This is a genomic window from Promicromonospora sp. NPDC050880 (assembly GCF_044456525.1).
Taxonomy (GTDB): Bacteria; Actinomycetota; Actinomycetes; order Actinomycetales; family Cellulomonadaceae; genus Promicromonospora.
Window position 1 is genome coordinate 50,405 of record NZ_JBITFV010000023.1, and the last position, 20,911, is coordinate 71,315.

Here is a 20,911-nt window from a genome sequence, read left to right on the forward strand (position 1 = left end):
CCGCGCGCGATGTCCACCGCTCACGTCCGGTCGGCCAGGTCCCGCGGACCGGGCCCGTCGTAGCCGGCCAGGAGGGGGCGCGGGATCGGCCCCTTGATCCGTGCCCCGCCGGTGGTCTCCTCCCAGGCGTGGGCGAGGATGCCGACGCTGCGGGACAGGACGAACAGGCCGCGCCCGAGCTCGGGAGGGAACCCGAGCTCGCTGTACACGATCGCCGTGGCCCCGTCGACGTTCATCGGCACGGGACGGGCGCGCCCGGCGGCCAGCGCCGACTCGACCGCCTGCCCGGCCCGCAGCGCCCAGCCGGTCACGGCGCCGTCGTCGACGGCCTGGGCGGTGAGGTCGAGGAGCGGGTCGCGGCGCGGGTCGCGCGGGTGGAACCGGTGCCCGAAGCCCGGCACGTGCTCACCGCGCTCCCGGTACTCGGCCACCAGGCCGGCCGCGGCCGCCGCGAGCTCCTCGCCCTGCTCGGCGCGCCGGTGCACCTCGGCCAGGACCTGCATGCACTGCTGGCCGGCGCCGCCGTGCACGTCGCCCAGCAGGTTGGTCCCGGTCGCGACGGCGTTGTTGAGCCCGACGCCGCAGGTCGCGGCCATGCGCGCGGCCGCGATGGACGGCGCCTGCGGCCCGTGGTCGACGGCGGACACGAGGGCCGCCTCCAGGAGGCGGCTCTGCGCCGGGGTGGGCAGCTCGCCGCGCAGCATGAGCCAGATCTGGTCGACGAAGGTGATGGTGCCGACGAGCTGTTCGACGGGGTACCCGCGCAGCAGGATCTCCCCGGGGCGGATACGAGTGATGCCGGTGCGCCACCACCCGGTGACCCGCTCCTCGTACTCCTCGGCGGTGGGGAACGCGGGGCTGCTCATACGGTTCCTTCCTCGTGCATCGTGGCGATCGTGGCGTCGTCGTAGCCGAGCTCGCGCAGGATCGTGTCGGTGTGCTCGCCCAGCAGGGGCGGCTCGTGCGCGGGGACCGGGGCGGCACCGTCCACGTGGACGGGGCTGCCGAGCACGCGCAGGTCACGGTCCGGGTCGCCCGGGAAGGGCAGGTCGTGCACGAAGCCCCGCGCGCGGACCTGGTCCTGGGCGAGGGCCTCGGGCACGCTGAGCACGCGAGCGGCGGGCACGCCCGCCGCCGCCAGCACGGTCTCCCACTCCGCGGCCGGGCGGCCGGCCAGGGCCGCCTCGATCTGCGCGGTGAGCTCCCGGCGGTGCACCTTGCGCGCCGACCGCTCGGCGAAGCGCGGGTCGTCGCACAGGTCGGGCCGTCCCAGCAGGCGGCAGAGCGTGACGAACTGGCGCTGCTCGTTGGCGGAGATGTTGAGCATCCCGTCGCCCGTCGCGAACGTGCCGGACGGCGCCGCGGTGAAGTTGTCGTTGCCCATCGGGACCGGGTCCTGGCCGGCGATGAGGTGGTTGGACACGACCCAGCCCATGGCCGTCATCGCGGACTCCAGCATCGACACGTCCAGCCGCACGCCCTCGCCGGTGCGGTCGCGGTGCACGAGCGCCGAGGCGACGGCGAACGCCGCCGTCATGCCGCCGAGCGTGTCCGCGACCGGGTAGCCGGCGCGCAGCGGCCCGGTCTGCTCGGTGCCGGTGGCGCTCATCATCCCGGAGACACCCTGCACGATCTGGTCGTAGGCGGGCCGGTCGCGCAGCGGCCCGTCCTGCCCGAAACCGGAGACGGCACAGTAGACGAGCCGGGGGTTGGTCGCCCTCAGCCGGTCCCAGCCGAGGCCGAGCCGGTCCAGCACGCCAGGGCGGAAGTTCTCCACCAGCACGTCGGCGCCCTCGACGGCGCGGAGCAGCACGTCCCGGCCCGCCGGGCTCTTCAGGTTCAGGGTGAGGGAGCGCTTGGCGCTGTTCTGCGCGAGGAACGAGGCGCCCGTCCCGGCCTCGTTCAGGGCGTGGTCGGCGCCGAGCCGACGGGCCAGGTCACCCGCCCCAGGGATCTCCACCTTGATCACGTCGGCGCCCAGGAGGGCGAGCTGGTAGCTGGCGAACGGACCGGCCAGCACGTTGGTGAGGTCGAGCACCCGCACGCCGTCCAGGAGCGCGGTGGGGTTCACGCGATGCCCCCGAAGAAGGGGATCTCGGCGAGCCGGCCGGCCGCCTCGACGACCAGGGGCCGCCAGGCGTCGAGGTGGTCCGGGGTGAACCGGCTGGTGGGGCCGCCGAGCCCCACGGCCGCCACGACGTCGCCCGCGGACGTGACCACGGGCGCGGCCAGGGCGGAGACGCCCGGTTCGCGCTCGCCGTGGCTCGCCGCCCAGCCCTGCTGCCGCGCCTGCTCGACGGTCCGGACGAGGCCTGCGGCGAAGTCGGGGCCGCGGCCGGCGGCGGCGCCGAGGGCCGCGACCTGCTCGGCCGGCAGCCCCGTCAGGAGGGCGTGCCCGGTGGCGCCGAGGACGACCGGCATCCCGTCGCCCACGCGCACGACGTGCCGGAGCTGCTGCGTGCCCTCCTGCTGCGCGATGCACACGCGCGAGGCGCCCTGGCGCACGTAGACGCGGCTGGACTCCCCGCCGCAGTCGACCCCGAGCTGCCGCAGCACGTCCATCGCCTCGGGCGGCACCGCCCAGGTGGCCTGCGCGAGCCGCGACCAGCGCATCAGGCCGACGCCGGGCACGATGCGCCCGTCGCCGCGGGTCCACAGCATGCCGGCGTGCTCCAGCGTGGTCACGAGCCGGACCACGGTGGACTTGGCCAGGCCGCTGGCCTCGACCAGGTCCCGGACGCTGCGGGAGGTGTGCTGCTCGTCGAAGTGGCCCAGCAGGTCCAGCGCGCGGTGCACGCTGCGCACCCCGTCACCGCCCGTCGTCGCCTCTGTCACCAGGTCTCCTTGCTCGTGGGGCCTGCCGGGTTGCCAGACCGAATCTCGCTCACGTAGCCTCACCGTACCACCAGGCAGAACTGTCGAACCGTCTGGTGGTACGCAATGGAGGAGTCAACGATGACGACGAACGCCGGTCCCGTCCTGGACGTCGGGGTCACGACCGCGACCCGCGCATCGCTCCAGCCCCACGCCTGAGGAGGCACCCGTGTCCGTACTCGTCGTCGCGAGCGCGACCCCTGAGGGTCGCGCCGCACTTGCCGAAGGCGCTGCCGAGGCCCGCCGCCGCGGCACCGCGCTGCTGTGGTTGGACGTCGGCGCCGAACCCGCCGGGGACGTCGCACCCCTCCTGGACGGGACGCCCGCGCGCCACGTCGCGCGCGACCCGAACCAGGACCCGACCGACGCGGTGCTCGACGCCGTGGCCGCCGAGGACGTCGAGGTGCTGGTGGTCGGCACCCGGCGGCGCAGCCCGCTCGGCAAGTTCGTGCTCGGGTCGATGGCGCAGAAGCTCATCCTCGACGCGCCGGTGCCGGTGCTCACCGTCAAGGTGCCGGCCGGTGCCGACGGGCGGGCGGGCTCGTGAGGCGCGGCATCCGGGCGGCCGTCGCCCTGCTGGTGTGCGTCCCGCTCGTGGTGGCGGCGGGGATCCAGGCCAACCGGTCCGGGAACGTGCACGGCGCACGGTCCGGCCTCACCCTGCTGGTTCCCGCGGCGCCCGGCGGCGGCTGGGACACCGTGGCGCGCGAGCTCCAGGCCGCCATGCGTGAGCACGGCATCGTCACCAACCCGCGCGTGGTCAACGCGGGCGGTGCGGCGGGCACCATCGGCCTGGGCCAGCTCATGGAGATGCACGGTCAGGACGACGTGCTCATGGTGACCGGCACCGTGATGATCGGCGGCATCGAGGTCAACGACTCCGCCTACCGCCTGGAGGAGACCACGCCGGTCGCCCACCTCGCGGACGACTACGTGGCGCTCGTGGTGCCCGCCGACTCCCCGTTCGAGACCGTGGACGACTTCGTGGCGGCGTTCGAGGAGAACCCGGGCCAGGTCTCGATCGGCGGCGGCTCCGTGGGCGGCACCGACCACCTGACCGCCGGCCTGCTCGCGCAGGAGGTGGGCGTGGACCCCGCTGACGTGAACTACATCCCGTTCGCCGGCGGGGGAGAGGCGGTCAACGCCCTCCTCTCGCACAGCGTCGCTGCCGGCATGAGCGGCTACAACGAGTTCGCCGACCAGATCGAGGCCGGCTCGCTGCGCATCCTCGCCCTCTCGGCGCCTGAGCCCGTGCCCGGCATCGGCGCGCCGACCTTCATGGAGGCCGGCTACGACCTCTACCTGCCCAACTTCCGCGGCGTCGTCGCACCTCCGGGGATCTCCCCGGAGGACGCCGCCGAGCTCGAGGCCATCATCGAGGAGACCGTCGCCACGCCGGAGTGGGCGAACGCCGTGGACCGCAACAAGTGGGTCCCCAACCTGCAGACCGGCCAGGAGTTCGGCGGCTTCCTGGACGGGGAGATCGGCCGTATCACCGACGTCGTCAAGGAGCTCGGACTGTGACCAGCAACGACAACGCCGTCTCGACGGCCCACACCCCCTCCGCCGCGGCGGCCCGGCCCGACCGGGGCTCCGTCCCGCTCGCCGTGGTGGTCCTCGTGGTCGCCGCGTACCTCACCTACGGCACGGTGACCATGACGGTCTCGCCCAGCGCGAGCCCGCCCGGGCCGCGGTTCTTCCCGGTGATCGTCACCGTGGTCGCCTACGCCGTTGGCCTCCTGCTCCTGGTGCAGGGCGTGCGGGGGCGGCTGCGGCCGGCACCTGCCGAGGCGCCCGACGCCGACGCGGGGGCCGGCACCGGGGCAGGCACCGGGGCAGGCACGGACGCCGACCGCATCGACTGGCGCCAGGTCGGCATCGTGGTCGGTACGTTCGCCGTCTTCATCCTGGTGCTGGAGCCGGTCGGCTGGCTGGTCAGCGGTGCGCTGCTGTTCACGGGCGTCTCCTACGGGCTCGGCTCGTCCCGGCACCTCGTCAACGTCGGCGCGGGGCTCGCGCTGTCGTCCGTCATCCAGCTCGCCTTCGCCGGGGGCCTCGGGCTCCCGCTGCCGGCCGGCATCCTCGCGGGGGTCTGACCATGGACACGCTCACCCACCTGCTCGACGGCTTCTCGACCGCGCTCTCACCGGTCAACCTGCTCTGGGTCACGATCGGCGCGGTGCTCGGCACCGCCGTCGGCGTGCTGCCCGGGCTCGGCTCGGCCATGGCCGTCGCCCTGCTGCTGCCCGTCACGTTCAGCCTGGACCCCACCGGTGCGTTCATCATGTTCGCCGGGGTCTACTACGGCGGGCTGTTCGGCGACTCGATCTCGGGGATCCTGCTCAACACCCCCGGCAACTCCTCCGCCATCGCCTCCACGTTCGAGGGGCACAAGATGGCCCTGGCCGGGCGGGCGCCCCAGGCCCTGGCCACGGCCGCGATCGGCGCGTTCACCGGCGGGCTCATCGCCACCACGCTCGTGGCGTTCGGCACGCCGTACATGGCCCGGCTCGCCACGAACTTCGGCTCCGCGGAGTTCTTCGCGCTCGCCGTGTTCGCGTTCGTCGCGACGTCGGCCATCGTGGCCGACTCGGTGCTCAAGGGCCTGGCCGCGCTCGTCGTCGGGCTGGGCGTGGCGCTGGTCGGCATCGAGCCGCAGTCCGGCGCCTCCCGGTTCACGATGGGCGTCCCCGAGCTGTTCGACGGCATCAGCATCATCACCGTCACCGTGGGCCTGCTCGCCCTGGGCGAGGTGCTCCGGGTCGCCTCGACGGCCCGCCGCACGGGCCCGGAGACCGCCGTGCTCTCGAAGGGCCGCCCGTTCCTCTCGGGTGCCGAGTTCCGCAAGGCGCTGCCCGCCTGGCTGCGCGGCACCGGCTTCGGCCTGCCGTTCGGCGTGATCCCCGTGGGTGGCTCCGAGATCCCGACGTTCCTCGCCTACGGCAACGAGCGGCGCATCGACCGCAAGCAGCGCAACCCCGAGTTCGGGCGCGGCGCCATCCGCGGCGTCGCGGCACCCGAGGCGGCGGGCAACGCCACGTCCGGCACCGCGATGGGCGCCCTGCTCACCCTGGGCCTGCCCACGTCGGCGACGGCGGCCATCATGCTCGCCGCGTTCCAGCAGTACGGCATGCAGCCCGGGCCGCTGCTGTTCGACCGCAACGGCGACCTGGCGTGGGCGCTCATCGCGTCGCTGTTCGTCGGGCTCGTCGTGCTGGTCATCCTGAACATGCCGTTCGCGGCGATCTGGGCCAAGCTCCTGCTCATCCCGCGCCCGTACCTGTACGCGGGCATCGCCACCTTCTGCGCGTTCGGCGTGCACGCCAACTCGACCAGCCTGGTGGACCTCTGGCTGCTGCTCGGGTTCGGCCTGCTCGGCCTGCTCATGCGCCGCTACGAGGTGCCCGTCGCGCCGGTGCTCATCGCCGCGATCCTCGGCCCCATGGCCGAGACCGAGCTGACCCGCACGCTGGCGGTCAGCGAGGGCGACCTCACGGCGCTCGCGGCCAGCCCCATCACGATCACCGTCTACGTCGGCCTGCTCGCGACCGTCTGCGGCGTGCTAGTCAGCCGGTTCCGCGCGCGGCGGTCCGTGGACGTGTGACCGGTGGGCCCGCCCGGCGGGGACGCGGGCGTCAGCGGACCACCTGGAGCACGCCGCTGACCACCAGCGTCGTGACCGTCGTCCAGCCGATGATCGCCACGGCCTGCCATACCAGGATCCGGGTCCTGCCGACCCCGGACGCGGCGAGCATGGTGGCGGTGAAGTGCGTGGGCAGCAGCAGCGGGCCGAGCAGGCTCACGCCCGGCACGCCGTAGCGCTCGTAGGCGCGCTGGAACTTGGCCCGGCGCGCGGCGGAGCGCTCGTCGCGGGGCTCTGCGGCGTTCGTGCCGCCGGCGGAACCGCCGCCGGCGGCCACGGTCGCCCGGGATCTCGCCCGGCGGGTCACGACGGCGTCGCGCGCGCCCGACCCGAGCAGCACCAGCGCGGCCACGGTCACGAAGTTGCCGACCACGGCGGAGACGGCGGCGACCACCGGGTGGATGCCGCCGAGCACGCCGATCGCCGCTCCACCCTCGCCCTCGACGAAGGGGATCGCCCCGGCGAGCGCCACGACCAGCGGCTGCACGACGGTGGGCACGTGGCCGACGAGGTTCTGCAGGATTTCGACGAGGTCCATGGATGCTCCTGTGGGTGCGGGGCGCCAGGGGGTTCCCTGCGCCGTACCCCAGTCCACCCGCTGCCCGCGCCGCCCGGAAGTGTCGCCGCGTCACTGTCTTCCGGGCGCTGTGCACGGTCCGGCCGTGACATGTGTCATGCCGCTCAGGGGCAGCCCGGCCACGGTGCGCGTGACGACGTCGTCGTCCTCGACGGACGCCGGCGTGCGCGAGCGACCAGGGTGCCGGGCACCTCGACGGACTGCGGCGAGCTCATGGCCGTCATCCTCCCCGGGACTGCCGCACCACCGCTGCCACGGGCGGAGCCCCGTCTGGAGCGGCCGCGCCCGGAGGGTCCGGCCCGGACCACCGTGCGGTGTGGTCCGGGCCGGGCCCTGTTCTCCCCGTGTCCTCAGCGCCGGACCGTCAGCCGCACGGTCGTCCAGTCGCGGGTGCCCTCGCTGTCCGTCGCGATCAGCCGCGCGGTGTACCGGCCCGGCTGCTCGTAGACGTGCGTGACGCTCACGTCGTCCGCGGTGGTCCCGTCGCCCAGGTCCCACTGGTAGGAGACGATCTCCCGCCCCTCGGGCGCCACGGCGGACCCGGACAGGTCGACCGGGCTGCCCGCCGGGACGGCCCCGCGGCCGGCCTGCGCCGTCACCACCGGCGCGGTGGCGTCGGCGACGCCGCGCCCGTGGAAGACGAGCCAGTCGAGACCGAGGTCGGCGCCGTCGGCCGGCTCGCGCTTGCTCTTCGCGACGAGGTACAGCGTGGTGGCACCCTGCTGCTCCGGGAGGTCGATCGTGGGCGAGACGACCTGCCCGGCGCCGGTGGCCTTCGCGACCTCGACCTGGCCGAGCGTGCGCCCGGTCGGGCTGCCGGCCCGCACCTCGACGGTGGCGTCGGCGGCACCGCGCACGGCGCCCACCGTCAGCGCGTCGATGCCGCGCAGGTCGACCGGCCCGAACGCGATCCAGTCGCCGTGGTCCACGTCCGTCACGAGCCGCCCGCCGCGGGCGTCCGCGCCGTCGGCCACCGTGACGCCGGAGCTGTCGGCGAAGAACTCCGCCTCCTTGTCGCGAACCTGCAGGTGGATGACGTCCTGGCCGGCCAGCGCGGGCACACCGTCGGCGCCGAGGTCCTGGTAGCCCGCCCCGAGCACGGGGTAGACGTTCTGCCCCACACCGTGGTCCGCCGGGTCGAGGAACACCGTCCCGGAGCACCCGGTGTAGTTGTCCAGCGGGTGCGCGTGGGTGTCGTGCCCCAGCTGGGTGTTCACCGTGACCTGCTCGCAGTCGATCGTTCCGGCCTCGGTGGAGCCGTCCTCGACGTCGTCCACGTCGACGGCGTAGTCGACCGTGTCGCCGAGCTCGGCGAAGCCGCCGTGGAAGGGTGCCCCGAACGCGACGTCCGGCCGGGTGTTGCCGGCGGTGATCTTCTGCACGGAGACGCCGGTGAACCCCTCGCTGTCCGTGACCGTCAGGCGGGCGCTGAACTGGCCGCGCTCGGTGTAGGTGTGCGTGGGGCTGGGCTCGGTCGAGTCGACGACGCCGTCGTTCTCGAAGTCCCACTCGTAGGTGATCTCCAGCCCGTCGGGGCTCTCGCTGGCGCCGCCGTCGAAGGCGACGGTCAGGGGTTCGTGACCGGAGTCGACGTCGGCGGTGAACCGCGAGATCGGCCGGCGGCCGTCGGCGGCGTAGTCGATGCGGTAGATGCCGGCGTCCGTGTTGGTGCTCCCGCGGCCGGCGCCGCGGCCCAGGCCGAAGTCGATGATGTAGAGCGAGCCGTCGGGACCGAACTCGGCCTCGAACGGGGCGACGAACGTCTCGTCCGGAAGGAACGGGTCGATCGAGGCGAGCTCGCCCGTGGTCTCGTCCAGCGAGAGCACCTTGTAGAAGTTGCGGGCGTACTCGGACACGAACCAGTGCCCGTCGAAGGCTTCCGGGAACTTCGTCTTGACGTCGAGCTCCGGGTCGAACCGGTAGACCGGGCCGCCCATCGGGGCAGCGCCGCCGGAACCCAGCTCGGGGAACTCCTCGGACACCCCGTAGCCGTACCAGACGAGCGGCTCCTGCGACGGCGGCAGCTCGCGCAGGCCCGTGTTGTTGGGGGAGTCGTTGACGGGGTTGGCGCAGTCGAACGGCTCTCCGGAGACACCGGTGGCGAAGTCGTAGTCGATGTACGCCTGGTTGTTCGCGTGGCAGTACGGCCAGCCGTGGTTGCCCGGCTGCGTCATCCGGATGAACTCGACCTGGCCCTCGGGGCCGCGCAGCGGGTCGGCCACGCGGGCGTCGGGCCCGTAGTCCCCGATCAGCACCGCGCCGGTGCCGGGGTCGACCGTGATCCGGAACGGGTTGCGGAAGCCCATGCCGTAGATCTCCGGGCGGGTGCCCTCGGTGCCCGGCGCGAACAGGTTGCCGTCGGGGATGGTGTAGGTGCCGTCGTCCTGCGGGGTGATGCGCAGCACCTTGCCGCGCAGGTCGTTCGTGTTGGCCGACGTGCCCTGCGCGTCCCAGGCGCGGCGCCCCTCGCGCTCGTCGATCGGCGTGTAGCCCGCCTGGTCGAACGGGTCGGAGTTGTCGCCGGTCGCGACGTAGAGGTCGCCGTCCGGCCCCATCGCCAGCGAGCCGGCCATGTGCGAGTTGGCGCGGCCCTCGCCGCGCCAGATGGTGAAGTCGAGCAGCCGCTTCTCGGAGGCCGGGTCGATCGTGTCGTCCGGCCCCATCGTGAACCGCGAGAGGTTCATCTTCGCGACGTCGGGGTCGCTCCAGAGCAGGTACAGCCACCCGTTCTCCGTGAAGCCGGGGTCCAGGGTCAGGCCCAGCAGGCCGTCGGACTGCTGGAGCAGGTCGAGGGAGTAGTCCAGGTCCAGGGCCGTGGTCTGGCGCAGCGTCTCCTGGTCCAGCACCACCACCTGGCCGGTCCGCTGGATGTAGACGACGCGGCCGTCGTCGGCCACGTCGAGCTCGAACGGGTCGGCGAGCCCCTCGGTGACCAGCGGGACCTTGTCGAACGTGGCGGCCTCGGCATGGTCGGAGCCTGGATGGGCGGTGGCGGCCGTGGTGGCGGGGACCAGGGCACCGACCGCGACGACCAGACCGGTCGTCGCAGCCAGAACCCGGCGGCGTGCCCTGCGGTGCGGTGCGGACATCAACACTCCCTCGTGCTGGGTCGGATGGTGCGTGCGGGCGTGCGGCACCCCCGGGCGAGGGCGGGTGCCCTCGCCCGGAAGCAGCCGGACGGATCAGCGGCCGATCAGTGGCGGACCAGCAGCTGGACTAGTAGCGCAGCTCGGCGAGGTTGCCGATGCTCGTGCACGCGGACGCCACGCCGTCGGGGGACGGCTGGTCGTGCTCGGTGAAGCCGTAGCGGACGCCGGCCAGCGTGGCGCCCGCGAAGATCTCGGCGAAGTCGATGGTGCCCTCGCCGACGTCGGCGAAGGAGCCGTCCTCCGCCATGTCCTTGAGGTGCAGCAGCTCGAACCGCCCTGGGTAGCGTGCGAACAGGTCCGTGGCGGACGTGTCCGTGCTCGCGGCCCAGTACACGTCGAGCTCCATCGTCACGAACGCCGGGTCGGTCTCCCGGACCAGGACGTCGTAGCCCGTGACGCCGTCCTCCTCGGTCTCGAACTCGTACCCGTGGTTGTGGTAGGCGACCCGGATGCCCTCGGCGCTCAGGGCCTCGCCCGCCTCGTTGAGGATCGCGGCCGTCCGGGAGTAGTCCGCCAGCGTCCACGAGCCGGAGCCCGAGACGCGCACGTACTTCGCCCCGATCGCGTGCGCCTCGGCGACCACCAGGTCGACGTCGTTCTGCAGGTTCGACAGGCTCACGCCGAGCGAGGGCACCGCGATGCCCGCCGCGTCGGTGAGCGGCGCCAGCTCCGCGGCCGTGTACCCGTAGAAGCTGCCCGCGGCGCCCGACGGCTCGATGTTCCGGAAGCCGCACTCCGCGAGCGCGCCCAGGGTCCCCTCGGCGTCGGTGGGCATGGTCGCGCGGACCGTGTAGCCCACCAGGCCGATCCTGGACAGGTCGACGGACCTGTCGCCCGTGACCGGGTGCGGCCGGCCCACCTCCGAGTCGGTGGCGGCACGGACGATGTCCCGGCGCTCGCCGCCGGTCAGGACCCGTTCACGCACGAGGTCCTTGGTCACCGACGAGACCGTGCGGACGAACGCGCCGTGCGTCGCGAACGGCGCGCCGGCCATGATCTCGTCCATGACGGTGCAGCCGCCGCCGGTCTCGCGGTTGGGCACGCCGGAGTCGGCGCCGGCGCCGAACCAGACGGTGGCGTCGCTCGTGTAGCCGTACGCGCAGGCAGCGGTCCCGCCGGTCCCGCTGGGGCCGTCCGCTGGTCCGGCTGCTGACGCGCACGGCGCCAGGATGGGCAGGGTCAGCGTGGCGGCCACGGCGGCGGCGAGCCATGGCTTCGCCGTGCGCTGCAGGGTCGGGGTCGTGCCGGTAGTTCGTCGCATCAGATGAACCTCTCCTTCGAGGGACCGGATCAGCTACGGGGGACCGGATCAGCTTCGGGAGACCAGGTCAGCCTCGGGAGACCAGGTCAGGGACCCGGTCAGCGGACGGTCAGGTCGACCGTCGTCGTGCTCCGTCCGTACACCAGGTCGCCGAGGTACTGCACGGTGACCGGGTGCTTTCCCTTGCCCAGGCCGGCCGTCGGGACGACGACCCGTGCGGGGCCGCGGCCCAGCGTGGCCTTGACCGACACGTCGCCGACGGTGACCCGGACGGTCCCGGTCGGGGCAGGCCGGCCCGCGGCGCCGGGCACCCGGACCACGGCCTCGACGTCCTGGCCCGCCGTGACCCTCGGCGGGGCGAGCCGCGCCGAGACCTTGGACGCGAGGGCCTGCGAGGTCTCCTGCCCGGTCAGGCGCTCGATCCAGACGTTGCGGAACCGCGGGTTCAGGCCGGCGTCGCCGTGGTCCTGGAGCTTGATGTGGCCCGGCGTCGGCCCCTCGGCCCTGCCGTTGCCGGTCTTGCCGTCGATCGCCACGTCGTCGTGCACGAGCTGCCCGTTCCACCACAGGGACAGGCGCGCGTCCTCGGTCTTGGTCCCGTCGGGGGCGAACCGGGCGGCGCGGAAGACGAGGTCGTACGTCTGCCACGTGCCCATCTCGGTCGCCGCGTTGATGTCCGGGGCCTTCTTCAGGTAGATCGACCCGGCGTCGTTGGTCTGCGGCGGGTCGATGCCGAAGGACTCCAGCACCTGCACCTCGTAGCGTTCCTGGATGTAGATGCCGCTGTTGCCACGGGCCTGGCCGGTGACGTCGTCGGCGTGCTGGGGCTGGTACCACTCGGCGTGCATCCGGAAGTCGCCGAACTTCTCCGTGGTGCGGATGTCGCCGCCGAACGACTCCATCGAGCCGTCCGCGACCGGCCACGTCGCGGCTCCGCCGCTCGCCTTCTCCCAGGCGTCGAGGTCGCCGCCGTCGAACAGGGTGATGCGCTCGCTCGGCGTGACGGTGAGGCTGTCGAGGTTGACGTGCCCCAGGTCGTCCTCGTCGTGCACGTAGGCGATGGTGTTGGCACCCTCCCGCAGCTGAACCGTCTCGGTCTGCGTCTGCCAGTTGGCCCAGGTCACGGTGCTGTCGAGCCAGACCTGCTTCTGCTTGACGCCGTTGACGTACAGGCTCATCGACCGCGGCGTCGGGCTCGGGTCGGAGTTCTGCCCGTTCGCGTAGCGCAGGGCCAGGTCGTGCGGCCCGGCCTCGTCGGCCTCGACGGCGAACGTGGTGCGGGCGCCCGGCTCCCAGTTGCGGTCCACGAACCCGGCACCCGAGTACCCGGCGTGGTTGGTGTTCCAGCCCGCGCCGCCGGCGATGTCGGCGGCCTCGGCCTCGTAGACCGGCGGCGGGGTGGAGCCGTCGGGCAGGCGGTTCATGGTGTACCAGGCCTCGGTGCTCCACAGCTCCTCGCCGCCCTCGGCCGCGAACGGCCGCGGGGAGTGCACGTTGACCACCCGGCCTGGCTTGAGCCCGTCGATCATGAGGGTCACCGTCCTGCGGTCGTCGGACAGCGTCGCGGAGGTCACCGTCAGGTCCTCCTCGTCCACCTTGGGCCCGCCGTACTGCGGCGTCGAGACGTAGCGCCACTGCGCCGCCTCGTACTTCCCGGCCAGGTCCTGCGCGGTCTCGGCCGACAGCGGCTTCGTGTACTCGATCTCGAACCCGCCCTCCACGGCGCGCATCTCGAGCATGTCGAACGCCCGGCTCTCGTCGAAGGTGAGCTTCTGCAGGCCGTAGCCGAGCTTGCCCGCCTGGCCCCAGTTGCCCGACCAGCCGATGCCGCCCACGTAGATCGAGCCGTCCGGGCCCACGCTCGTGCGGCTGACGCCGGACTCCAGCCCCTGCGTCATGCGGAAGACGGCGCCCTGCTCCTGGCCCGCGACCTCCTCCAGGTAGACGCGCTGGAGGCCGCCGTAGGTCACGTCGCCGATCGCCATCTGCCCGGCGAACACGCCGTCGGTGAGGATCACGGGGTTGCTGGGGGAGTTGGAGATCTCGCTGTGCGGCATCCACAGCACGGGCTCGGTGACGGGCTGGTCGTCGTACGGGCCGTCCGGGTTCGTGTAGTGGTTGTAGAACGCTCCCTCCTGCACGCGCACCAGCTTGGACGTCGGCACGTGCATGCCCTGGTTGTCGGTGACGTACATGCCGCCGTCGGCCCCGAAGCCCAGGCCGTTCGGGGTGCGCAGGCCGCCCGCCAGGTACTCGACCTCGCCGGTGTCCTCGTCGATCTTCAGCACCGAGCCGCGGTTCTCGACGAGCTGCGGGTCGCGCGTCGCGCCGCCGGGCACCATCGCGATGCCCGTGGAGACGTAGAAGTAGCCGTCCTCGTACAGCAGGCCGAACGCGAACTCGTGGTAGTTGCCGCCGAACGGCCAGGTCGCGACCTCGCGGTACTCGTCGGTGACCTCGTCGCCGTCGGTGTCCACGAGTTCCGTCAGGCCGTGCTTCTCGGAGACGTAGATGCGGCCGTCCACGACCTTGAGGCCCATCGGCTCCTGGAGCTCCTCGGCGATCCTCGTGTACGTCACGTCGTCGGCGCCGCCCTCGCCCGTGACGTTCTCGACGATGTACACCTCGCCGAGCACCGTCTCGCGGTCGCCGCCCCACGTGGCGATGACCATCCGGCCGTCGGGCAGCCAGTCCATGCCGGTGACCTGCGGCTCGAAGCCGTCCGGGCGCAGGTTGGTCAGCGTGTAGTCGGGGTGCACCTCGGTCAGGGGCAGGCCGTCGCCCGGCGCCTCGTCCACGCCCTCGCAGAGCTTGCGGCCCGGTGAGGTGACGCGCGTGACCTCGGCGTCGGTGCTCAGCACCGAGCTCGGCACCAGCGCGAAGCCGGAGGCGCCCGGCGGGCGCCACTCCAGCGTGAGCTGCTGGCCGAAGTCGCCGTCGAAGTGGTCCATGCGCAGCGCGTGGTACCCGGCCTCCAGGTCGACCGAGCCGTCCTTCGGCGTCGCCCCGTGCTTGCCGGGGTGGTCGACGACGAGCGTGTCGTCGAGCAGCAGCCGCGCGCCGTCGTCGCTCGTGACGCGGAAGTCGTAGGTGCCGGTGTCCGGCACGTTCAGAAAGCCGGTGACCTCGGTGACGAAGCGGTCGGTGAGGCCGAAGTCGTCGGCCGTGCGCCAGTCGATCGTCGGCTTCAGCTCGTCGATGTTCGGCGTCTGGCCCGGCTTCAGCGTGCAGTAGTCCTCCAGCGGGACCTGGACGTCGAAGACGCGCATGGTCACGCCGGGCTCCTGCGGCCGGGTGGGATCGGTCGCGGGCTGCGCGACGGCCTGCGCCGCGGGCCGGCCCGCTGCCTGCGCTGCTGCCGGCAGCACCGTGAACGGCAGCACGAGCACGCCGAGCATCGCGGCGAGGGTGCGGTGGGTCGATCTGCGTTCCATCCTGCGTTCCATGGGCCTGCCTCTCCATCGAGGACCTTGCCTAGCGGGGACCGTGCCCGCCGCGGCGGCGTCGTTGCGCCGACGGCTGGGCACGCCACGTCACTATGCGGTCAGGGGTGACCCCGGACAACGAGTTGCCACTTGTTGCCCCTCCCGGGCGGCTCGCACCGCCTCACCGGCGTGCTGGTGGGCGAGCGTTCACCAGGCGATCTACGACCGTGAAGGACCGGGTGACGGCCGCTTGCGGCCTGCTGAACGGGTGTCCGACGTCGCGTGCGAGAACGGATCGGGCAGCGGGCGGGCCGTCGAGCCGCGTTCGACGAGCTTGGCCGGCAGCAGCGCCGGGGCGGACAGGCCGGACGACGCCGCGGCCGACAGTCCCGCCGACGGTGCGCGCAGCTGGTTGAGCAGACGCTGGACGGCGAAGGTGCCGAAGTGGCGCAGGGGAGAGGCGACCGTCGTCAGCGGCGGCGTGCAGAAGTCGGAGCCGAAGATGTTGTCGAACCCGACCACGCTCAGGTCGCCGGGCACCTCGATGCCCAGCCGGGTCAGCCCGCGCATCGTGCCGATCGCGACCAGGTCGTTGTAGGCCACGGTCGCGGTCGCGGTGTGGGTGGTCAGGGCCTGGGCGGCCGACAGCCCGCCGGCGAGCGTGGGCGCGAACGGGCCGAGCCGGCGGGCCTTCAGCCCGAGCTCCTGGGTCGCCTCCCGGAAGGCGCGCCAGCGCATGCCGTCGGCCCACGACGCCTCGGGGCCGGCCAGGTACGTCAGCCGCACGTGCCCCAGGCCCGCCAGGTGCTCGACGGCGCGCCGCATGCCCTGGGCGTTGTCGGTCACGACGCTCGGGACGTCCGCCACGACGCGGTTCATCACGACGGTCGGCCGCTGCTTGGCGACGGCCCGGATCGCGGCGTCCGAGAGTCGCGAGGTGGCCAGCACGACGCCCTCGACCAGGGGCAGCGTGCGCTCCAGGGCACGGCGCTCGGCCCCGCTGGACTCGTGCGCGTCCACCACCAGCAGCGTGTAGCCGGCGTCGATGGCGGTCTTCTCGGCGCTGCGGATGATCTCGAAGAAGAACGGGTTGGTCAGGTCGGCCACGACGATCGCGAGCAGCGCCGTCCGGCCGTCGGGCAGGCCCCGCCCGATCGGGCTGGTCCGGTAGCCGAGCTCGTGGGCGACCCGGCGGATGCGGTCCGCCGTCTCCGCGTTGACGCGCCCCGGCCGGGAGAACGCCCGCGACACCGTCGAGGGCGCGACGCCGGCGGCCTCGGCGACGTCGTAGATGGTCGGTCTTGTGCGAGAGCTCCCTGTTTCGCCAGTTTCGCCCATGCGCGGGGAGCGTACGGCGCGCACCACGTGCACGGCAACCAGTTGCCGTGAACCCGCCGGGTGTGGCAGATCCTTGCCCGCCCGGCAAGAGGTGGCAACACCTTGACTGCCCTGGTGCGGCACCCTCGAATGACGGCATGACCATGCGCGCCGCGGGCTCAGCGACGAGCCCGCCACCCGAGGACGACGACGAGGCGGTCCAGGTCGAGGCCGCCGAGAGCGAGCTCAGACGGCTGGGCCTGGAGGAGATCCGCGTTCGGCACCACGGCGACCTGGCCCGGCTCGAGGCGCCGCACGACGACCTGGCGACCATGACGTCGGAGCCCCTGCGCGGTGAGGTGCTGCGGGCCGTGCGGTCCGCGGGCTTCCGGTCGGTGGCCGTCGACCTGGAGGCCGTCGACCTGGAGGCCGTCGACCTGGAGGCCGTCGACCTGGAGGCCGTCGACCTGGAGGCCGTCGACCTGGAGGCCGTGATCACCCCGGACGACGCCTGACGGGCCCCGGTGGCAACCGCGTGCCACGGGGCGCGCGCCGTGGCGGGGCAACAAGTGGCAACTCGTTGTCCGGCCCTGGTGCGGCTCATAGTGTCCCGTCTGACGCGCAGCTCCACCGCCGGGGCTGCTGACCTGCTCTACCGACCGGCACCTCCCGGACGACGACGTCCGCCGTGCCCCGACCCGCAGCCCCACGGGTGTCGACGTCGACCCCGTGCGACGAACCGGAAAGAGCGAACCCTTGAGGAGCACGCCATGGTGACCGCCCAGGAGGCCCGCCCCACGACGCCGTCCAGGTCACGGCCGACGCCGCCGGCCGGCGGGCCGCCGTTCGCCGCCCGCGTGCTCGCGCTGCTGGCGGAGTCGTGGCGGCCCGTCGCGGTGCTGCTCGCGCTGTTCGCCCTCTGGTGGTTCGTGGCGTGGCGCGAGCTGGTCCCGGCCTACCTGGTGCCCTCTCCCGGCGCGGTCGCCGAGACCATGGCCGCCGAGTGGCCGATGCTCCTGGAGCACACCTGGGTGACCACGCTGGAGACGATCGTCGGGTTCGTGCTCGCGGCCGTGATCGGCGTGGCGGCCGCCGTGCTGCTGGTCTACTCCAGGACGGCGGAGAAGTCGCTCTACCCGCTCATCCTCTTCGCCCAGGTCATCCCCAAGATCGCCATCGCCCCGATCCTGGTCGTCTGGTTCGGGTTCGGCATGACGCCGAAGATCGTCCTGGCGGTGCTCATCGCGTTCTTCCCCGTCGTGGTCTCGGCCGTGGCCGGTCTGCGCTCGGTCGACCCCGAGCTGCTGGAGATGTCCGCGACGATGGGCGCCTCGCGGTGGAAGACGTTCCGCAAGATCCGCTTCCCCGGTGCGCTCCCGCAGCTCATGTCCGGCCTCAAGGTGGCGGTGACGCTCGCGGTCGTGGGCGCCGTCGTCGGCGAGTTCGTGGGCGCCGACCGGGGCCTCGGCTACGTGCTGCTGCTCGCCAGCGGCAACCTCGACGCCCCGCTGCTGTTCGCCGACCTGATCCTCATGTCGCTCATCGGCGTGGTCCTGTTCGTGCTGGTCGAGCTGCTCGAACGGCTCCTCATCCCGTGGCACGCCTCGCGCCGGGGCAACCTCGCGCTCGCGACCGTCTGACCAGCGCCCTCTCGTTCTTCCCGCCGCCACCGTGGCGGCCCGACCAGAAAGGCTCTCCCATGCATGGTGCAACGAAGCAGGAGCGTGGCCGCAGGACCGCGATGTCGCTGGCCGTGGCGGGCGTCGCGCTGGCGACGGCCGCGGCCTGCGGGCAGGCCGCCGGGGGCGGGCCGGGCGAGCAGAACGCCGAGGGCCTGAGCGAGGTCACGGTGACCCTCAACTGGGTGCCGTACGGCGAGCACGCCCCGTTCTACTACGGCGTGGCCGAGGGCATCTTCGAGGACGAGGGCATCGACCTGACGATCCAGCCGGGCAACGGGTCCGGCAACACCGTGCAGCAGGTGGCGCAGCGCAACACCGACTTCGGGTGGGCCGACACCCCGCCGCTCGCGAACGGCATCAGCTCCGGCATGCCGGTGCGCAGCGTCGGCGTGTTCCTGCAGACCGGCCCCAGCTCCGTGGAATTCTTCGACGACCAGGGCATCACCGAGCCCGCCGACCTCGTGGGCAAGACGGTCGGTGGCACGCCCGGCGACGCCATGTACGGCACGTTCCCGGCGTGGCTGGAGATCAACGGCGTGAACCCGGACGACGTGACCGTGGTCAACGTGGACGCCGCGGGCAAGATCGCCGCGCTCATCGAGGGCAAGGTCGACGCCATCCAGGGCTTCTACCACGACCAGGCGGCGACCATCGAGAACCAGACCGGCAAGGAGGTCTCGGCCCTGCCGTTCGCGGACTTCGGCATGAACATGCTCGGCACCGGCCTGCTGGCGCACGAGGCGACGATCGAGAGCGACCCCGAGCTGGTCCAGGCGATGGTGCGGGCGACGTCGAAGGCGTTCCTCGCGGCGTCCGAGGACCCGGAGGCCGCCGTCGCCGCCATGGCCGCCGACGCCGAGCAGGCGCCCGACGAGGAGGTGCTGGCGGCGCAGCTCGAGGCGACGATCGGCCTGCTCAACCTCGAGGAGGCCCCGGCGCCCGGCGTGAACACGGAGCAGCAGTGGACGGACACGCTCACGTTCCTCACCGAGAACACCGAGTTCGAGGGCGAGCCGACGCCGGACGCGTACTGGGACGCGAGCTTCGGGGAGGGCATGTGACCGCCGCGACGGAACCCACGGTCGCGCGGGCCGCAGGCGGGCGGGCCGCCGGCGCCGAGCCGATCATCGAGGTCTCGCACCTCACCCGGCGCTTCACCTCCAAGCGCTCGGAGACCGTGGCGCTGGACGACGTCTCGCTGGCCGTGCAGCCGGGGGAGTTCGTCACGATCGCGGGGCCGTCCGGCTGCGGCAAGTCGACGCTGCTCAAGATCATCGCGGGGCTCACCCTCGCCAGCGAGGGCGACGTGCGCCTGTACGGGCAGCCGGTCACGGGTCCGCAGCGCGAGATCGGGTTCGCCTTCCAGCGCTCGGCCCTGCTGGAGTGGCGGGGCGTGCGCAGGAACATCCTGCTCCAGGCCGAGATGCGCGGCATGGACCGGCGCCGCGCGGAGGAGCGCGCGGACCAGCTCATCGAGCTCACCGGCCTGACCGGGTTCGAGAAGGCCCTGCCGCACGAGCTGTCCGGCGGCATGCAGCAGCGCGTGGCCCTGTGCCGCGCCCTGCTGCACGAGCCCCGGGTGCTGCTGATGGACGAGCCGTTCGGGGCGCTCGACGCCCTGACGCGGGAGCAGATGAACATCGAGATGAACCGCATCTGGCGGGAGACCGGCACCACCGTGGTGCTGGTGACGCACTCCGTGCCGGAGGCGGTGTACCTGGGCAGCCGCATCGTCGTCATGAGCCCGCGGCCCGGCCGCATCGTCGAGACGCTCGAACCGGGGCTGCCGGAGCGCCGCGAGTACGGGCCGACCCTGGCCGACCCGCGCTTCACGGCGGCGGCCGAGCGGCTGCGCGACCTGCTCGGCGCGAGCCATGCGCCCGAGTGACCGGGGCCGGCCGTGATGTCCGTCGGCACGGGCGTCGGCGTCGGCATCGTGGGCATGGGCGGCATCGGCGCGATGCACGCCCGGGCCGTGTCGGAGCTGGCGGGCCGGGCTCGTGTCGTCGCGTTCAGCGGCCGGGCGGCGGCGGGTGCGTCGCCGACGGCCGCGCGTCTCGCACCGCACGAGGTCATCGCGCACCCCGAGGTCGACGTCGTGGCGATCTGTACCCCGAGCGGCACGCACGCGGCGCTCGCGCTGGCGGCGCTGGAGGCCGGCCGGCACGTCGTCGTCGAGAAGCCGCTCGCACTGGACGTCGGTGACGCGCTGCGCGTCGCGCGTGCCGCGCGCGAGCGCGGGCTCCTGGTCTCGATGATCGCCCAGCGGCGCCTGGAGGCCGAGAACGTGGCGCTCAGGCGCGCGATCGACGACGGGGCGCTGGGCGAGCTGCGGCTGGCGACCACCCACGTGCACTGGCACCGCGACGACGGCTACTACCGCGCGGCCGGATGGCGGTCCGCGGCGGACCAGGGCGGCGGGTCCCTGATGAACCAGGGCGTGCACAGCGTGGACCTGCTGCGCTGGCTGTGCGGCCCGGTCGAGTCGGTGACGGCGCAGTCCGGCACCCTCGCGCACGCGATCGCGGCGGAGGACACGACGGTGGCCACCCTCCGCTTCGCCTCCGGCGCGCTCGGCGTGGTGACCACGACGACGGCGACGCCGCCCGGGTTCCCGGCGACCGTCTCCGTGCTCGGTTCCCGCGGATCGGTCGAGCTCGGTCAGGGGGAGGTGCGCCGGTGGGACGTGCCGGGGGTGCCCCCGCCGCCGGCGGGACCCGCGGCGAACGGTGCCGCCGACCCGCTCGCGATCGGCCACGCGGGACACCTGGCCCAGTGGACCCGGATCGTCGACGCCCTGCGGTCACCGGCAGCGGTGCCGGTGCCGGTCGGCATCGACGACGCCGTCGAGACGGTCCGGCTGCTGTGCGCGATCGAGGCGGCCGCGGGGGGGGGGGGGGGGGGGGGGGGGGGGGGGGGGGGGGGGGCGGCGCCCCCCCCCCCCCCCCCCCCCCCGGCCGCGGCCGCCCCCGCGCGCGCGGCG

17 protein-coding genes are annotated in these 20,911 nt (G+C 73.3%); 9 read left to right on the forward strand and 8 right to left on the reverse strand.

The window, feature by feature from the left end; translation table 11 throughout:
* Positions 1 to 20: 20 nt before the first annotated feature.
* The 3 genes from ACIBBF_RS23815 to ACIBBF_RS23825 are packed head-to-tail and all read right to left on the reverse strand — an operon-like array spanning position 21 to position 2,835.
* Entirely contained in the window at positions 21 to 866 is an 846-nt protein-coding gene (locus ACIBBF_RS23815; RefSeq protein ID WP_397418420.1) for a citryl-CoA lyase, read from the reverse strand.
* Positions 863 to 2,071, reverse strand: a complete 1,209-nt coding sequence (locus ACIBBF_RS23820) for a CaiB/BaiF CoA transferase family protein (protein ID WP_397418422.1) — start codon at positions 2,069 to 2,071, stop codon at positions 863 to 865. Before ACIBBF_RS23820 ends, ACIBBF_RS23815 begins: the two co-directional genes overlap by 4 nt.
* Positions 2,068 to 2,835 (reverse strand): IclR family transcriptional regulator, encoded by a 768-nt coding sequence (locus ACIBBF_RS23825; RefSeq protein WP_397418424.1) that lies wholly within the window; start codon positions 2,833 to 2,835, stop codon positions 2,068 to 2,070. The genes ACIBBF_RS23820 and ACIBBF_RS23825 overlap by 4 nt, the downstream gene beginning before the upstream one ends.
* Positions 2,836 to 3,043: 208 nt before the next feature.
* Here ACIBBF_RS23825 and ACIBBF_RS23830 point away from each other — a divergent pair, with 208 nt between their 5' ends.
* From ACIBBF_RS23830 to ACIBBF_RS23845, 4 genes are read left to right on the forward strand one after another with little or no spacing between them, the layout of a single operon-like run.
* Positions 3,044 to 3,421, forward strand: coding sequence for a universal stress protein (locus ACIBBF_RS23830; RefSeq protein ID WP_397418426.1), 378 nt, complete (start codon positions 3,044 to 3,046; stop codon positions 3,419 to 3,421).
* The gene (locus ACIBBF_RS23835; RefSeq protein WP_397418428.1) at positions 3,418 to 4,398 is read left to right on the forward strand and encodes a Bug family tripartite tricarboxylate transporter substrate binding protein; all 981 of its coding nucleotides are present in this window, start codon (positions 3,418 to 3,420) and stop codon (positions 4,396 to 4,398) included. The genes ACIBBF_RS23830 and ACIBBF_RS23835 overlap by 4 nt, the downstream gene beginning before the upstream one ends.
* Positions 4,395 to 4,970, forward strand: a complete 576-nt coding sequence (locus tag ACIBBF_RS23840) for a tripartite tricarboxylate transporter TctB family protein (RefSeq protein WP_397418430.1) — start codon at positions 4,395 to 4,397, stop codon at positions 4,968 to 4,970. Before ACIBBF_RS23835 ends, ACIBBF_RS23840 begins: the two co-directional genes overlap by 4 nt.
* Positions 4,971 to 4,972: 2 nt before the next feature.
* Complete coding sequence (locus tag ACIBBF_RS23845) at positions 4,973 to 6,478, forward strand: tripartite tricarboxylate transporter permease (RefSeq protein WP_397418432.1); 1,506 nt, start codon at positions 4,973 to 4,975, stop codon at positions 6,476 to 6,478.
* A gap of 31 nt (positions 6,479 to 6,509) precedes the next feature.
* On the opposite strand, the gene ACIBBF_RS23850 is transcribed toward ACIBBF_RS23845, so the two are convergent.
* The 5 genes from ACIBBF_RS23850 to ACIBBF_RS23870 all read right to left on the reverse strand — a co-directional run bounded on the left by ACIBBF_RS23850 (position 6,510) and on the right by ACIBBF_RS23870 (position 16,267).
* Positions 6,510 to 7,055 carry a small multidrug efflux protein gene (locus tag ACIBBF_RS23850; protein ID WP_397418434.1) on the reverse strand — a complete coding sequence of 182 codons (546 nt, stop codon included), beginning with the start codon at positions 7,053 to 7,055 and terminating at the stop codon, positions 6,510 to 6,512.
* Positions 7,056 to 7,444: 389 nt separating this feature from the next.
* Positions 7,445 to 10,183, reverse strand: coding sequence for a PKD domain-containing protein (locus ACIBBF_RS23855; protein ID WP_397418436.1), 2,739 nt, complete (start codon positions 10,181 to 10,183; stop codon positions 7,445 to 7,447).
* Between the two features lie 127 nt (positions 10,184 to 10,310).
* Entirely contained in the window at positions 10,311 to 11,504 is a 1,194-nt protein-coding gene (locus ACIBBF_RS23860) for a sugar phosphate isomerase/epimerase family protein (RefSeq protein ID WP_397418438.1), read from the reverse strand.
* Positions 11,505 to 11,602: 98 nt separating this feature from the next.
* A complete protein-coding gene (locus tag ACIBBF_RS23865; protein ID WP_397418440.1) occupies positions 11,603 to 14,938 on the reverse strand; it encodes a family 16 glycoside hydrolase in 3,336 nt (1,111 codons plus the stop codon).
* A 210-nt stretch (positions 14,939 to 15,148) separates the two neighbouring features.
* Positions 15,149 to 16,267 carry a LacI family DNA-binding transcriptional regulator gene (locus ACIBBF_RS23870; protein WP_397418442.1) on the reverse strand — a complete coding sequence of 373 codons (1,119 nt, stop codon included), beginning with the start codon at positions 16,265 to 16,267 and terminating at the stop codon, positions 15,149 to 15,151.
* A gap of 137 nt (positions 16,268 to 16,404) precedes the next feature.
* Between ACIBBF_RS23870 and ACIBBF_RS23875 the strand changes: the two genes are divergently transcribed.
* The 5 genes from ACIBBF_RS23875 to ACIBBF_RS23895 form a co-directional block, all read left to right on the forward strand.
* The gene (locus ACIBBF_RS23875) at positions 16,405 to 16,761 is read left to right on the forward strand and encodes a hypothetical protein (protein ID WP_397418444.1); all 357 of its coding nucleotides are present in this window, start codon (positions 16,405 to 16,407) and stop codon (positions 16,759 to 16,761) included.
* Positions 16,762 to 17,016: 255 nt separating this feature from the next.
* Entirely contained in the window at positions 17,017 to 17,886 is an 870-nt protein-coding gene (locus ACIBBF_RS23880) for an ABC transporter permease (RefSeq protein ID WP_397418446.1), read from the forward strand.
* A 59-nt stretch (positions 17,887 to 17,945) separates the two neighbouring features.
* Positions 17,946 to 18,989 (forward strand): ABC transporter substrate-binding protein, encoded by a 1,044-nt coding sequence (locus ACIBBF_RS23885; protein ID WP_397418448.1) that lies wholly within the window; start codon positions 17,946 to 17,948, stop codon positions 18,987 to 18,989.
* Positions 18,986 to 19,816, forward strand: coding sequence for an ABC transporter ATP-binding protein (locus tag ACIBBF_RS23890; protein WP_397418450.1), 831 nt, complete (start codon positions 18,986 to 18,988; stop codon positions 19,814 to 19,816). Before ACIBBF_RS23885 ends, ACIBBF_RS23890 begins: the two co-directional genes overlap by 4 nt.
* 15 nt (positions 19,817 to 19,831) lie before the next feature.
* Positions 19,832 to 20,911 (forward strand): Gfo/Idh/MocA family protein (locus ACIBBF_RS23895; RefSeq protein ID WP_397418452.1); only part of this gene is annotated, 1,080 nt, incomplete at its 3' end.